We start from the raw sequence: 15,529 nt of genomic DNA on the forward strand, positions 1-15,529 counted from the left end.
AAGGCGCCCGCGTAAAACCGGTCGCCTTTTTTGCTGACTTCCTTTGCTTTTGATGGAAATTGAGATGACCGACCAGACTACCCGCCTGCCGATCCGCCGCGCCTTGATCAGCGTTTCCGACAAGACCGGGATCCTCGAATTCGCCAAGGAGCTTGAAGCCCTCGGCGTCGAGATCCTCTCCACCGGCGGGACGTTCAAGCTGCTGTGCGACAACGGTGTTGCTGCAGTGGAAGTCGCGGATTACACCGGTTTCGCGGAAATGATGGACGGTCGGGTGAAAACCCTGCACCCGAAAATCCACGGCGGGATCCTCGGTCGTCGCGGTATCGACGACGCGATCATGAACGAGCACGGCATCAAGCCGATCGACCTGGTTGCGGTCAACCTGTACCCGTTCGAAGCCACCATCAACAAGCCAGGCTGCGACCTGCCGACCGCGATCGAGAACATCGACATCGGCGGCCCGACCATGGTCCGTTCGGCAGCGAAAAACCATAAAGACGTGGCGATCGTGGTGAATGCCAGCGATTACGCCGGCGTTCTGCAAAACCTCAAGGCCGGCGGCCTGACCTACGCTCAGCGTTTCGACCTGATGCTCAAGGCGTTCGAACACACCGCCGCGTACGACGGCATGATCGCCAACTACATGGGCACCGTGAATCAGGCTGCCGACGTGCTGAGCACCGAAGGCCGCAGCGAATTCCCGCGCACCTTCAACAGCCAGTTCATCAAGGCTCAGGAAATGCGCTACGGCGAGAACCCGCACCAGAGCGCGGCGTTCTACGTGGAGGCCAAGCCTGCCGAAGTCGGTATCGCCACCGCGACCCAACTGCAGGGCAAGGAGCTGTCGTACAACAACGTGGCCGACACCGACGCCGCGCTGGAATGCGTGAAGAGCTTCGTCAAGCCGGCCTGCGTGATCGTCAAGCACGCCAACCCGTGCGGCGTGGCGGTGAGCCCGGACGCCGAGGGCGGCATCCGTCAGGCCTACGAACTGGCCTACGCCACTGACACCGAGTCGGCCTTCGGCGGCATCATCGCCTTCAACCGTGAACTGGATGCCGAGACCGCCAAGGCGATCGTCGAGCGTCAGTTCGTGGAAGTGATCATTGCGCCAAGCGTCAGCGAAGAGGCTCGCGCCATCGTCGCCGCCAAAGCCAACGTGCGCCTGCTGGCCTGCGGCGAGTGGTCGGCGGATCGCGCTGCGGCCTGGGACTACAAGCGCGTCAACGGTGGCCTGCTGGTGCAGAGCCGCGACATCGGCATGATCGGCGCCGACGACCTGAAAGTGGTGACCCAGCGTGCACCGACCGAACAGGAAATCCACGATCTGATCTTCGCCTGGAAAGTGGCCAAGTACGTCAAGTCCAACGCCATCGTCTACGCCAAGAACCGTCAGACCATCGGTGTCGGCGCCGGCCAGATGAGCCGCGTAAACTCCGCACGTATCGCTGCGATCAAGGCTGAGCACGCCGGTCTGCAAGTGCAGGGCGCGGTCATGGCTTCCGACGCATTCTTCCCGTTCCGCGACGGCATCGACAACGCGGCCAAGGTCGGCATCACCGCGGTGATCCAGCCAGGCGGCTCGATGCGTGACAACGAAGTGATTGCCGCTGCTGATGAAGCGGGCATCGCCATGGTCTTCACCGGCATGCGCCACTTCCGTCACTGATTCAACGCTCCCTCTGTGTAGGAGCTGCCGCAGGCTGCGATCTTTTGATCTTGTTGTTGAAAAAGAGCAAAAGATCGCAGCCTTCGGCAGCTCCTACAGGTTCAGTCCGCAGAGGTTTGGAAGCGCCCCACAGAATTCGAGGTTTTTGAAATGAATGTTTTGATCATTGGCAGCGGTGGCCGTGAACACGCCCTGGCCTGGAAAGTGGCTCAGGATCCGCGCGTGCAGAAGGTTTTCGTCGCGCCGGGCAACGCCGGTACCGCGATTGAAGCCAAGTGCGAAAACGTCGCCATCGACGTGCTGGCCCTTGAGCAACTGGCCGATTTTGCCGAGAAAAACGTTTCCCTGACCATCGTCGGCCCGGAAGTGCCGCTGGTGGCGGGCGTGGTCGATCTGTTCCGCTCCCGTGGCCTGGACTGCTTCGGTCCGACCGCCGGTGCCGCGCAGCTGGAAGGCTCGAAAGCCTTCACCAAGGATTTCCTCGCGCGCCACAAGATCCCGACCGCCGACTACCAGAACTTCACCGAGATCGAGCCGGCCCTGGCTTATCTGCGTGAAAAAGGCGCACCAATCGTGATCAAGGCCGATGGCCTGGCCGCCGGTAAAGGCGTGATCGTTGCCATGACCCTGGCCGAAGCCGAAGACGCCGTGCGCGACATGCTCGCCGGCAATGCGTTCGGCGACGCCGGTTCGCGCGTGGTGATCGAAGAATTCCTCGACGGCGAAGAAGCCTCGTTCATCGTCATGGTCGACGGCAAGAACGTGCTGCCGATGGCCACCAGCCAGGACCACAAACGCGTCGGCGACGGCGACAGCGGCCCGAACACCGGCGGCATGGGTGCCTACTCCCCTGCCCCGGTGGTCACCGCCGACGTGCACCAGCGCGTGATGGATCAGGTGATCTGGCCGACCGTGCGCGGCATGGCCGAAGAAGGCAACGTCTACACCGGTTTCCTGTACGCCGGTCTGATGATCGACAAGGCCGGTAACCCGAAAGTCATCGAATTCAACTGCCGCTTCGGTGACCCGGAGACCCAACCGGTGATGCTGCGTCTGCAGTCGAGCCTGGTGCTGCTGGTCGAAGCCGCTCTGGCGCAAGCGCTGGACAAGGTCGAAGCACAGTGGGATCCACGTCCGAGCGTCGGCATCGTGCTGGCCGCCGGCGGCTACCCGGGCGACTACGCCAAGGGCGCGGCGATCAACGGTCTGGACGCCGCCGCAGGCCTGGAAGGCAAAGTCTTCCACGCCGGTACTGCGCTCAAAGATGGCAACGTGGTGACGGCCGGTGGTCGCGTACTCTGCGCCACCGCCATGGGCGCCAGCGTCAGCGAAGCGCAGCAGCAAGCCTACAAGCTGGCCGCCGCCATCGACTGGGCAGGCTGCTTCTATCGTAAGGACATTGGCTACCGCGCCATTGCCCGTGAACGTGGCGAAACCCAGGAATAAGCTGTCCTTCAAGTCCGGCGCGGGATGCAGTCCCTCGCCGGGCTGTTCCGCCGCCGCGCATCGTTATATTCTGGCATCAACCTACGAAGGGATTTCGCCGTGCGCTGGCTCAGGATTGCCATAAGCTTCACCGTCACGCTGCTGACCTTGCTCTGCATGCTTCCGGCTCTGGCCGCGCAAGGCAGTGGCTGGTCGGTATTGCTTGACGATCAGGGCAATCTGCAACTGAGCGACATCCGCTCGGCGCGTTACACCAATCAATTCAGCCCCATCGAACTGGATCGCCTCACGGCGGCCGAGCCCGATGGCGCACTCTGGCTGCGCTTCAAACTGGCGCCGGGCAAGCATGAGCAAGTGCTGCGAATCTTCGCCCCGGACCTGTCCAACCTCAGCCTCTACGTGCTGGACGGCGACAAGCTGATCGAGCAACGCACCTCCGGCACCCAGCAGCCGCAGGTCGAGCGGCCACTGCCGAGCAGCGACTTCCTGTTGCCGCTGCCGCAAAGCGACAAGTCCCTCGACGTCTACCTGCGGATGGTTTCCGACCATCAGCTACGCCCGCACATCACCCTGCAATCGGCGGTGATGAGCGCCGCCAACCAGAACCAGACGCTGATCTTCGGCCTGCTGTTCGGCTGCCTCGGCATGTTGCTGCTGCACAACCTCGTGCGCTACGCCTATTCGCGTTCGCGCAGCAGCCTGTGGCTGGCGGTCTGCGAAGGCTTGCTGGGCCTGAGCCTGTTGCTGCTGCTCAACCTCGCCGGCCCATGGTTGCCGAACTGGCACGCGATCCAGACCCCGGGCGCGTATCTGGCCCTGCTGCTGACCGCCCCGGCCGGGTTGATGTTCGCCCTGCGGTTCTTTGCCCCGCTCGGCCCGCACCCGCTGAACAAACTGCTGCTGGGCGACATTCTGTTCATCGTGATTTGCAGCCTGCTGCTGTTGTTCGTCAACACCCTGCCGCTGAACATCATCACTTACGCGCTGGTGGCGCTGGCCGGCCTGAGCATGCTGTTTGTCGGTTTCTATCACTGGCAGAGAGGCTACCGCCCGGCGCGGTTGTTCGTCGCCGCGATGGTGGTGTTCAACATCGGCACGCTGATCATTTTGCCAGCCCTGCTCGGGCTGACGCTGGTGGCGCCGCAAGGCCTGATCATGACCCTGATGGGCTTCATCTGTATCAGCGGCCTGCTGATGAGCATCGCCTTGGGTGAACGCCAGCGCAGCATCACCGAAAGCCGTTTCAGCATCAGCCGCGACCTCGCCGCGAGCAACGCCGAGATCAACGCCAAGGCCGAATTCCTCGCCAAGATCAGTCATGAAATCCGCACCCCGATGAACGGCGTGCTGGGCATGACCGAGCTGCTGCTGGGCACGCCGCTGTCGGTCAAGCAACGCGATTACGTGCAAACCATCCACAGCGCCGGCAACGAACTGCTGACCCTGATCAACGAGATTCTCGACATCTCCAAGCTCGAATCCGGGCAGATCGAACTGGACGATGTGCAGTTCGACCTCAACGCACTGATCGACGACTGCCTGAGCATCTACCGGGCCAAAGCCGAACAGCAGAACGTCGAGCTGATCAGCTTCATCCAGCCGCAAGTCCCGCGGGTGATCAGCGGCGACCCGACGCGCCTGCGCCAGACCCTGCTGAGCCTGCTGGAAAACGCCCTGAAGAAAACCGACGAAGGCGAAGTGCTGATCGTCGTCGCCCTCGACGAGCGCAGCGTCAAGCCGCGCCTGCGCATCGCCGTGCAGGACAGTGGCCAGCCGATGGAGCCGGAAGAGCGCGAGGCGTTGCTGCACGCCGAACTGCACAGCAAGCATTTCCTCTCGGCCAACCGCCTGGGCGGTAACCTCGGCCTGGTCATTGCACGGCAACTGATCCGCCTGATGCACGGTGAATTCGGGATCAAGAGCGGCGCCAATCAGGGCAGCACCTTGTGGCTGACCCTGCCGCTAGACCCGGATCGCCTCGAACACCCGACCTCCGACCTCGATGGCCCGTTGCAAGGTGCGCGGGTGCTGGTGGTGGACGACAACGACACCTGCCGCAAGGTGCTGGTGCAGCAATGCAGCGCCTGGGGCCTGAACGTCAGCGCCGTGCCGTCGGGCAAGGAAGCGCTGGCGTTGCTGCGCACCAAGGCGCACCTGCGTGACTACTTCGATGTGGTGCTGCTGGACCAGAACATGCCCGGCATGACCGGCATGCAACTGGCGGCCAAGATCAAGGAAGACCCGAGCCTCAATCACGACATTCTGTTGATCATGCTCACCGGCATCAGCAACGCGCCGAGCAAGATCATCGCGCGCAATTCGGGGATCAAGCGCATCCTCGCCAAACCGGTGGCCGGCTACACGCTCAAGACCACACTGGCCGACGAGTTGAATCAGCGCAACAAGGGTCAGGTGGTGTTCCAGCCGCAAGTGGTCACCCCGGCCACGGCAGCCAAGGTGCCGAGCGATTTCCGCATTCTGGTCGCTGAAGACAACACCATTTCGACCAAAGTGATTCGCGGCATGCTCGGCAAGCTCAACCTGCAACCGGACACCGCCAGCAACGGCGAAGAAGCCCTGCAGGCGATGAAGGCGCAGCGTTACGACCTGGTGTTGATGGACTGCGAAATGCCGATCCTCGATGGCTTCTCGGCAACCCAGCAACTGCGTGCGTGGGAAGTCAGCAATCAGCGCATCCGCACGCCAATCGTTGCGCTGACCGCGCACATCCTCGCCGAACACAAGGAACGCGCGCGTCAGGCCGGGATGGACGGGCACATGGCCAAACCGGTGGAGCTGTCGCAACTGCGCGAGCTGATCGAACATTGGGTCGCCCAGCGCGATCAGCAGAACCGCACGGCTTCGACATTCTGACGATTGCCGTTCAACGCCCGAAAGCACTTGCAGCCATCGGGCAACCCGCCTCAAACACCGATATCGATTGCTTCAGCCAATGGCGCCACGTTCTGCGCCAGTCGATCTCCGAGCTTGCGCGTCACGGCCTGACGGGATAATGCGTAGAGCGTTTGCGACAGTGTCGCTCGCGCATAACGCACGCAGACCGGACCTTCCACTTCAGCGCTGGCGAAACGCTGCGACCACGGATTTGCAGCCAGCGTCTGCCGCGTCTTGAACTCAAGATACAGGCTGCTGATCGACGTCGGACTCTGCGCCGCAACGGTCAGCAGGCGTACCCTCTGAAGCGCAGGCCGCGGCGTCTGCATCGGCTCTTCGCCAGTCGGCTCGGGCAACGTCTGAACCGCCGAAACACCATCAGGCATTCGCGCCGCATACGCCACCAGCCCGGCAAGTACCGGATCGTTGCCAGCATTATTGGCCAACACCGTCGTGGCCCACCCCAGCGCCGAACCTGTACCTGCCTGAGCGACAGAGAAATCCTCGCGAAACTTCACGCTTCGCACCCAGAAATCATCCAGCACGGCGATGTAAGCGTCGTACCAGCTTTCAACTTTCGCGTCTTCGATTTTTTTATTGGCGACCAGTTGCGCCAACAGATTTGATTGAACGAGATCGTCATAATCCGCGCTGCGTCCAGACTTCGACAACGCCAAAACAGCATGCCCCACTGTCAACAACTTGTATAACCGAGCCATTATCAACCCTCAATGAAAAAAGGGCGGACCGATAACGGCCGCCCTGTCAATAACACTCAATCAGATCTCGTAATCTTCGATCTTGGTTTTTGCATTCAAACCCAGTTTGGCGCGAATGGTATCGCGGGTTTGCTCGACGATGGACGGCACTTTGCGGAACACCGAATCACCCCGATAGAGTTTCACTTCGCGCGAATCCCAATCCATGAACAACACTTGTTTCGCCGTGTTCTTGCGGATGAAACGAACAGTCCCCAAGGCCATGGTGACCTCGCCATTGATCTCGGTGCAAGTACCGGCTGCCATACCGCCGACACCATGTTCAAGCATATTGCGCTCATACAGCGTCAGTGCGGTTTCACGCTTTTTCAGGGCGGTGATCGCGTCGCCTGCCACTTTCAGCATCAACACCGACGCCGAGCCCGGCACAGCAAGCCCGGCCACGACGCTGCCGAGGATTTCCAGCACCAGTTGATCCATCCGTACGGTATTACCGCCGATGTTCATGTCGTTATAGTACTTGCTCGTTGGCAGCCAGCCGGCATTGGTCATGACTTCCAGAAACTGGTAGTACCATTCCTTGCCCTGATATTCGTGCGGATACTTCTTGTTGGCGACCAGCGTGGCGAACAGGAATGCGTGTTGCACATCTTCGCGATTCTGTTCACTCAAGTTACCGGTAAAGGACAGAATGCCCTCACCGACGATGGAACCCTTGCCCGGCTCTTCGATGGCCGGCAGCGAAAGACCGCGAGGACGAATAGCCGCGCCGTCCAGCTCATAATTCTGTAAGCGGTGAATACATTCGGCTACGGAGCACTCTTCAACACTATGAACATTCATTATCAAATCCTTTTCAATTAGAACGGGCTCCTCTTGAACCCGCGGAAGAACAATAACCAGAAGAACAACAAACTTCAAACCAGAACATGTAACTTGCCAATAACGAACCCAGCAAGCAGTCACTTCAAATAACAACTTGCTTAGTTATTCACGCGGTATCTGTTTACGTCATCCCCCCAAAAATTAAACCGGCTGATAGACTCCGCTCTGTCCATCTGCCGCCGCGAGCCAACACCATGCTCCACGTGTTATTCAGCGTTTACCTGAAGATGCTGGTGCTCTACAGCCCATTCTTCGTGTTGTCCTGCTTCATCAGCCTGACCCGCGGTTATTCGCGCAAGGAGCAGCGGCGCCTGGCCTGGAAAGTAGCGATAGCCACGCTGGTCTCCAGCGTCTTGCTGTATCTGTTCGGACGGGTGATTTTCGATGTGTTCGGGATCACCGCTGACGCGTTTCGCATCGGTGCCGGCAGCGTGTTGTTCATCTCGGCGCTGGGCATGGCCCAGGGCAAACCGGTGGTGCAGAGTGACAACGTGCAGCAAGACGTGACCATCGTCCCGCTGACCATTCCGTTGACGGTCGGTCCGGGCACCATCGGCGCCCTGCTGGTGATGGGCGTCAGCCAGCCGCACTGGGACGACAAACTGACCGCGATCATGAGCATCACCTTGGCCAGCTTCACTGTCGGGGTGGTGCTGTACCTGTCCAATCACATCGAACGCATCCTCGGCGATCAAGGCCTGCAGATCGTCAGTCGGTTGATGGGATTGTTTGTCTGCGCATTGGCGGCACAAATCATCTTTACCGGGGTGAAGGGCTACCTTTCCTGAACATGAAAAAGGGGCTGTGGTTGATCACAACCGCAGCCCCTTCTACCAACTCGTCGATGTTGAACTGCCGCTTTACACCTTCTCGGGTATCGAGATCAGCGCGCCGAGTTCACTCAATGTTTCCTCCTGCAATGCGTTCATCAATTCATCCAGGTAGACCGTCAGCACGATGTCTCCAGCCAAGGGGATGCTGAATGCCACTTTCTTTCGAGACTCCGCGTCGATAGCAACGACATTGCGCAAGATGATACTGCGCCCCGTGTCGGCGTCGGTCAGCAGCAGGTGCCCATCCTTGTGCGTGACCAGCCACTGCTCCATTGATGCCAACTGCAACAACAGATGACTTTTAAACACGTCGGGAAAACCGAGATCGACAATCAGGCAATCGAGTCGTGCCCAGGTCCGCTGGTCGATCACAAAGGAAGCACCATCCGCCGCATACCTCAGGATCAACGTATCAACACCGTCCGGAATCGGCGCAATCCTGCCAGATGACTGATCGCTTTCGATGACCAGCGTATTGGCTGCGCGGCTGACGGTTTGCGCCGTCATCCATACGTCACTGAGCCTTCCATCTTCGCTGCGGTTGCTGAAAAGTTGCCGGCTCTGCAAGTCATGCAGCACCAGGGTTTGACCGTTCGCGACGCCCAGGTAACCAGGCAAGTCTTTCCCTGGTGCCGTTGCACTGAGCAAGCGGCCCGCGTCGACGTCGTACCAACGACACAGATCATCAATCCTGCCTGCAGTCAGATACGGAGCAGAATGCTGACCAGCCAGCAGCTTCGCCATTTTCCGTTCCTGCGCCTGATGCGAGTCCACGCCGTCAAAGAACTCGTTTTCCACCCCGACAATACGCGGTGGCTCGCCTTCGAACAGGTCGAACAATACGTGGTCATGTGTCCTGGCGCGCAGACCGGAGGCGTGGGGCATAGCCCAGGCAAACGTGCGCTGCGGCAGAATCCGCTGCAATGGCGGGATCAAGTCAGCCCGCAACAGACGAGTTCCCGCGCCAAACGCTGCGGACAAGCTTTCGCCGGGCATGAACGCTTGTCGGTAGATCCGCCCGGTAGTCCAATCGATCATCAACACGGCTTTCTTGTCCACGGTCTGCCTCAGCAACCCAAAGCTTTTCCCCGCTGTGTCGGCGATAAGAAGTTGCTGATCCAGACACACGACATAGAGCGGCGAATGATTCGAAGCAGCGCTTATACCGCCGACCTCCGTAGCCCCGGCGGACCACATTGCGGCAGTGCCAAGAACCGAATCCCACCAGCGGAAATTGCCGCCTGAGCGCTGCTGGCGAGCGACCAGCCAATCATTACTGAGGCCTGCCAAACGCGCTTCACCCGCGACATCAAGTCGAAACACCATGCCATCTTCAGTGAATACAGTGTGTTGCCGGTCCCGACGATGAATTTGCTGCACCTCGAGCGGCAAGACCGATTGTGCGAATACCACCGGCGACTGATCTTGCGCACCGATGTGTTGTCGATAAAGGAGGCCAGAGCGCAGGTGATGAAACAGCACCGTATCGCGTGCCGACTGCTGTGGATCCAGGAGCACCCAATCGAAGGAATCGGCTCTGTTGTCCTCCTCTTCGAGCAGTGGGCTAAAGACCCTTCCGTCGTCGCAACGCACCCAGACCCTGCTGAACGCTTTTAAGTCATAGTCCATGTAATCAACGGTAATGAACCTGGACCAAACGGCATTCACAACGTGCTCGTCATCAACGCCTGACTCGTCTGGAATCAACTGATACCACGCGAGGAAATCGTCAAGGGTGACAGACCCGTTGCGAATGCCCCGACCTTCCTGATAGCTGAGATAGCCGGACACAGAAGTAATCGAGAGTTGATCTTCTTCGATCAGGTAAGTCATTTTCACAAACCGGTCTTCATCGAGTTCGATACGCCGAACCACTTGCAACAGACCGCCCGGCGTCTCCTGGATCGCGGTAATCCAGGCTTTGGATTCCGTAGGCACCAACTGGAAAACCCGCATGATTTTCCCGGTGACAACATCAACGCGCCAGATCAATGCATCAGCGGGGCAGTAGTAGTAGATGTTCTGGCCCATCCTTGGGCCCATGCAAATATCCGCGGCATGCTTCGGGTCCAGCCCGCGAACCAACAGGAAAGAATCTTGCCCCCGGTCATACCAGGCGCTGGTGCGCACACCGGTCAGAGCGTCCGGGTAATTGCGAATGACCGTGGGGCCATCCGCCAGATGGCTTGAACGTGCAAGTTCGCGCACCCGCTGGCGTGTCATCGGGCCGTCTTCATCCGGGCCGGCCTGCAGTTCATTGAGCAAAAGGTTTCCGGTTGCCCAGTCCACCTGCAACGAATGCCCGTCGAGTTGCACAAGCACAGTATGTTTGCCAGGCACCTGCACAGTTATCGCGCCCAGTTGCAGAACGTCGCCCTCAATTTTCACGTCATTTTTATTCAACCAGGCTGCGCGTAACGACCAGGTCATTGCTTCGCCAGTCGAGACCTGCAAACGCAAAGACTTGACCCCCACGGCCAAGGTGACCGAACAGTGCCCGCCCAGTGCATCGATGTCATAAGAAAGGTGACCGTGCACTTCTCGCGGCAAGGTCGGTACATGAAGAAAACGGTGTTGCCTGCCCACCACCACGGCGACTGTGGTTGCCACGTAGTTGGGCACCATTTTTTCAATGATGTATTCGGTGGGCACTTTGTAGAAGGAGAACCAGAATTGCCGCTTGCCGTCACGGTCATGCTCAAGTGCCAGTGCCGTTTGCAGATCTTCGCGCAGGGTTGTCGAGAACGGCAGTCCGCCAAACTCATAGGCCAGGAAGCAATCCGGCAGGCTCGGCAACACCACGCTTTCAATGTTTACTTTGTCACTGATGACAAATTTTTCCGGCAGATCGAGTGCCTCTCGAATGCTGAACGCATGCTCACGATCCGGATCGATTTTCGGTGGATGCAAATCGGAATAGTCGTCTGCCGCGAAGATTTTCTGACTGCCAAAGGTGATCGTTCCGTTGCGCAGGTTCAGTTGCGAGTAAACAGCATGCGGGTTGGCAAAGAGGGTATCCCCCCTTACCGAATAGCCTCCGGTACGATAGGCCTCGTTGACCCGATTCAAATACCTGCCGATCTGTTTGCCACGCTCCGTCCTGGCGCTGAAACCTTCGACCAATGCACTGATGCCGATAGCCAGTCCGCCCAGAATGACGTTGGCCCCGCCAAGAAACGCAGCCGCCGTGCTCGCTCCGGCAATACCTGCACCAAGTGTTCCAACGCCCAACACCAGTCCGGCGGTATCGAAAGCCAGCTGGGTGGCGAACATCGCACGCTGGGTATCATTTTCCGCGTTGAGCAACAGGTAGATGTCGAAACCGATACTCGCCAATTGCAGTGCATTCCCCACACCTTCATTCAATACGCTGCCCAGCGCATCGCCGACGATCGAGGAGGTGGTGTTGGCCACACGCACACTGTCGGTGAACGCATGACGAACCACTCCCACCAGTTGCACCGCGTCAACCACGAGTCCGTGGGCCAGTTGCGCATAGGTGAGATAACCGTGAATGCGCACTGCGGACGTCAACGCCGTAGAACCCTCGGCGCTTTCCGCCTCCTTCAGCCCAAGCAACAACGACTGAATGGCAAAACCGGCATTGAGTGTGTGCACCGCACCAACGTCGGTCGGATCGACCGCGGATGAACCCGCGCGTCTACCGGATAACTCTTCAAAGGAATCGCTCAGATAAGACTTGATCCCGGACAGGCGGTTGTCATCAGTCAACACCGTACGCGTCTGCTGCGGGTTTTTCGCGTTGACCAGGGTGATTTCACTGCGCCCTTGCGCGGCAGGTTTCAGAGACTCGAACACCGGCACGAAGTCACGGCTCAGTTGATGTCTCTCATGCAACTGATCGGTGGCACCTTTGATGATCCGTGCCCACTTGCCGGCGTCCGCACTGGCGAACGCCTGGCCAAGACGCGCGTTCTCCGACAGCGACCGTAGTCGCAACTGCGCATGATGGCGCCACGGCTCGACAGGCGTCCCGCCAGCGATGGGGTCATTGCTCAGCAGTTTTCCAACACTGATTTCAGAGGGTAAAGCTGTGTCGGCAATGTTCACGCCAATGAGCTCTACCACATCGAAAGTGGCACCGGGGCCCTCTGCGATGCCATACAGCCTGGCTATCACCTCATCCTGCAAAAAGCCCTGGATACCCTTGTGCAGTTCATCTATTCGACTGAACGCATACAGGCCGAAGTTCGGATCGTAGAACCGATAGGATGTTCCATCTGCCCCCGCGACTTTGCTCACCAGCATCGAATGATGTTCGGTATTGAGCAGCAAACTGCCGCCGCTGGTTTTCGCATTCAGCGTCTGTATCACTGCATCCAGATTCGCCACCGGCGTCTTTTTGCCGAACTGCGCCATCGGGATGCCACGCAAGTCATCCAGCACATGCAGCAATGCATGGGTTTGCGCCGAGTCAGGGGCGATGTTGGCCAGCGCCAGTCTACCGATCAGGGCGCGCTCGGCAGCAACGCCTTTTTCCAATGCTGCCGCCATGGCCAACGCCAACGGATAACAGCGCCGACCCGGATCTCCCGCACCCTGCACCAGCAACCCTTGAGGAAACTGTTTGGCCGAGCTTGCCCCGGCCTGGAAAAACAGCTCACGTACCGAATGGCCGCGCGTGAGAATCGACGCCCGTTGTTCTTTTTTGGCCACGGTTTCTATCTGGCTCACGTACTCGCGCCATTGCCGTACGCTGATCGGTTCGGCAAATGCCTGCGCCTTCAACACCCTGGAGTTCTGCCCGAGCGATTCACGCTCCGATGCATTGACTCGCGCCTCGACCGGTGCTGGATCGCGACTGAGCAGTGTCTGTTCGATCACTTCGTAGCGCGCGACCAGGCCCCGGTCTCGCGTATCTTCGGCAAAGGCAACCGTGGTTGCCCATGCGTCGGCGAACCCGGCCTGATCCAGCGTCACGGCACCGAACAGGCCGCCAAACATCACCCGGTGCAACGGGCTCAACTGATCCAGCGGCAACTTGCCCGCGGCGATGCGCGCCAAGGCCTCGTTGAGATTGCCCAGTGACTCGGCCCCCATGGACGTTGGAGCTTTGTCGACTGTCTGGTTCAGCACCTGCTGTCGAGTATCAAAGTCGAGGTGGATGGGAACGTTGAACGTCACATCGCCGGTCAAGCGGTCATTCATGGCGCGCACAAACGGCTCACCCAGATCATCCAGCAGTTGCTGCAGAACCGAGGTCAGCAACACGGATTTTCCTTCTATGACCGGCCAGCCACGTTTGAACGTAAGAGTCCGCTCTTTCAGCAAATCGGACAGATTGCCGGCGTAGCGCGACTTGAGCTTGCCCGAGTTCCACTTCTCATATTCTTTCGCCAGCCAGTCTTCGGGGGTACCTTTCACTGCCCAACCGGAGATCATTTCCTCTTCGGTGAAGACGTTGAAGCCCTCGACCTGCTTCAGGTGTTTGCGAATCGTGGGCAGTTGCTCATGCTGCATGTCGCTTTCGACATAGCCGACTACACCGCTTTCAAGCGCACCTGGTCCGGTCATGTCGATAGTGCCCAAGGCGTCGAGACGAATTCCATCCTGGTAATAACCGGCGATGGCCCTTACGAGTCGGTCCGGGGAATAGCCAGCCGAACCTGGCAAGCGCCCGTCAGCCTGGGCTTCAAGTACGACCTTGACTGTAATATCCAGGACTGCCGCCACATCTGATGGCGTCACGCCTGCGAGGCCCATGCGGCGCTCAACCTCATACAGGCAGTCATAGTTCGTCCGGATCAAGTGCATGCTCGCATTGACCATGCCGCTGCCAGGGTGAGCCAGAACATAGGCATTCATTTCACTCGCCGACGGATTGCCCATGGCCGCGCCGCGCCCGATGGCATCCTGGGGCAAAGAAGTCGGCAAAGGTGCAGAAAAAATCTTCTCCACACCCGGTTTGCTCCGGGCGAATGCACTCAGTGCCTCAAGATGTTCGGCGGGGATCTTTCCGACTCTGTCGACATAACGTTGCCGATCGCGCCCCGGCATCAAGGCATCGTCATGGTTGAGCAGTAACTGCAGAGCACCGATCTTCGCATCCTCACTGAAACCACTGATATCTACGCCGCCCGGCCTCTCGATCAGCGGCGGCAAATAATCCATGTCGCTGTAACGCCCACCCTCGAGAAACTCGGCCTGCAACCGCACCACATCACTGGCTGCAGCAAAGTTGCCGCGCATGGCGACTTCGCGCTGGTAGACGTCCGCCAGAAAGTGGCCGGAAAACTCCTGGCGAACATCGCGCAGGCGCAAGTCCTCACCCACCATGGCCTGATGCGAATGCAGACATTTCTGGCGGAAGGCTTCGAGCGTCGCACGGTCCTTGCCATAACCGCGCACCATCAGGTCGATCCGCGCCTCGTCCGCACGCCCGTCCCAGCGTGGCTGCTTCAAGTGGTCGAACATCTGCTGCTTGAGTACCCGGGCGCGGTCTTCGATCATTCTCGACAGTCCCGTCGGGGTTATCTTTTCGTCCTTCAATACCTTCATTGTGTCCGCACGGGCACTGTCGAGAATCACCCGGTTCATTTCAAAGGCCAGCAGTGCGTCACTGTCATACCAGAGATTGAACGCATATCCCTGCGACGCCAGTACCTTGCGCCAGATGTTCATGTAGTCGCGCTGATTCGGCCCGACCTCACTGCCTCCGACCCAGACAAAATGCATGATGCGCGGTATCGGTTTGCCTGCCGATAGCATCTCCACAGTGGCGCTCAGGCGGCGATCGTAGTCACCCAGTTTCAGGCGCAGCGCCTTGACCTGAGCATTCGCGGCGTCCAGCTGTGGTGATTCAATCGCGTCCTTGAGCAACCTGATCGCTATCAGTTGCTCCGGAAGACTGGTGGCCGCAGCGGCCCCGTCGTAGTAGCGCAAAGGAGCCTCTCCAAGGCTACCGCTGACGGACTCCAATTCAGTTCGCGCAACAAGATCGGCGAACACACTGCCCATCGTGACTTCATCCATAATGCTCAATGCAATTTCCTTTTTTTAGCCAAGCGAATGCATCACGACGACATGAGCCATCGCGACACAGAGAAAAAACAAACTTC

The 15,529-nt window shown here is 59.2% G+C and carries 7 protein-coding genes; 4 read left to right on the forward strand and 3 right to left on the reverse strand.

Annotation, left to right across the window (positions count from 1 at the left end):
- Positions 1-64 precede the first annotated feature (64 nt).
- From purH to ACIOUG_RS10495, 3 genes are all read left to right on the forward strand, one after another.
- Positions 65-1,672, forward strand: coding sequence for a bifunctional phosphoribosylaminoimidazolecarboxamide formyltransferase/IMP cyclohydrolase (purH, locus tag ACIOUG_RS10485; RefSeq protein ID WP_401065025.1), 1,608 nt, complete (start codon positions 65-67; stop codon positions 1,670-1,672).
- Between the two features lie 150 nt (positions 1,673-1,822).
- Positions 1,823-3,118: a phosphoribosylamine--glycine ligase gene (purD, locus tag ACIOUG_RS10490; protein WP_103485973.1), complete on the forward strand. Its 1,296-nt coding sequence runs from the start codon at positions 1,823-1,825 to the stop codon at positions 3,116-3,118.
- A gap of 99 nt (positions 3,119-3,217) precedes the next feature.
- The gene (locus tag ACIOUG_RS10495; RefSeq protein WP_401065027.1) at positions 3,218-5,992 is read left to right on the forward strand and encodes a response regulator; all 2,775 of its coding nucleotides are present in this window, start codon (positions 3,218-3,220) and stop codon (positions 5,990-5,992) included.
- 50 nt (positions 5,993-6,042) lie between these two features.
- Here the strand turns inward: ACIOUG_RS10495 and ACIOUG_RS10500 are convergent, their stop codons facing one another.
- Both ACIOUG_RS10500 and ACIOUG_RS10505 read right to left on the reverse strand, forming a co-directional pair.
- Complete coding sequence (locus ACIOUG_RS10500) at positions 6,043-6,732, reverse strand: hypothetical protein (protein ID WP_401065029.1); 690 nt, start codon at positions 6,730-6,732, stop codon at positions 6,043-6,045.
- Positions 6,733-6,792: 60 nt separating this feature from the next.
- On the reverse strand, positions 6,793-7,575 hold the full coding sequence (locus ACIOUG_RS10505) for a hypothetical protein (protein WP_401065032.1): 783 nt from the start codon (positions 7,573-7,575) through the stop codon (positions 6,793-6,795).
- 236 nt (positions 7,576-7,811) lie between these two features.
- Between ACIOUG_RS10505 and ACIOUG_RS10510 the strand changes: the two genes are divergently transcribed.
- Positions 7,812-8,405 (forward strand): MarC family protein, encoded by a 594-nt coding sequence (locus ACIOUG_RS10510; RefSeq protein WP_401065034.1) that lies wholly within the window; start codon positions 7,812-7,814, stop codon positions 8,403-8,405.
- A gap of 72 nt (positions 8,406-8,477) precedes the next feature.
- On the opposite strand, the gene ACIOUG_RS10515 is transcribed toward ACIOUG_RS10510, so the two are convergent.
- Positions 8,478-15,443 (reverse strand): TcdA/TcdB pore-forming domain-containing protein, encoded by a 6,966-nt coding sequence (locus tag ACIOUG_RS10515; RefSeq protein WP_401065158.1) that lies wholly within the window; start codon positions 15,441-15,443, stop codon positions 8,478-8,480.
- Positions 15,444-15,529 lie beyond the last annotated feature (86 nt).

Origin of the sequence: Pseudomonas sp. NPDC087803 (assembly GCF_044742995.1) — a bacterium.
GTDB lineage: Bacteria > Pseudomonadota > Gammaproteobacteria > Pseudomonadales > Pseudomonadaceae > Aquipseudomonas.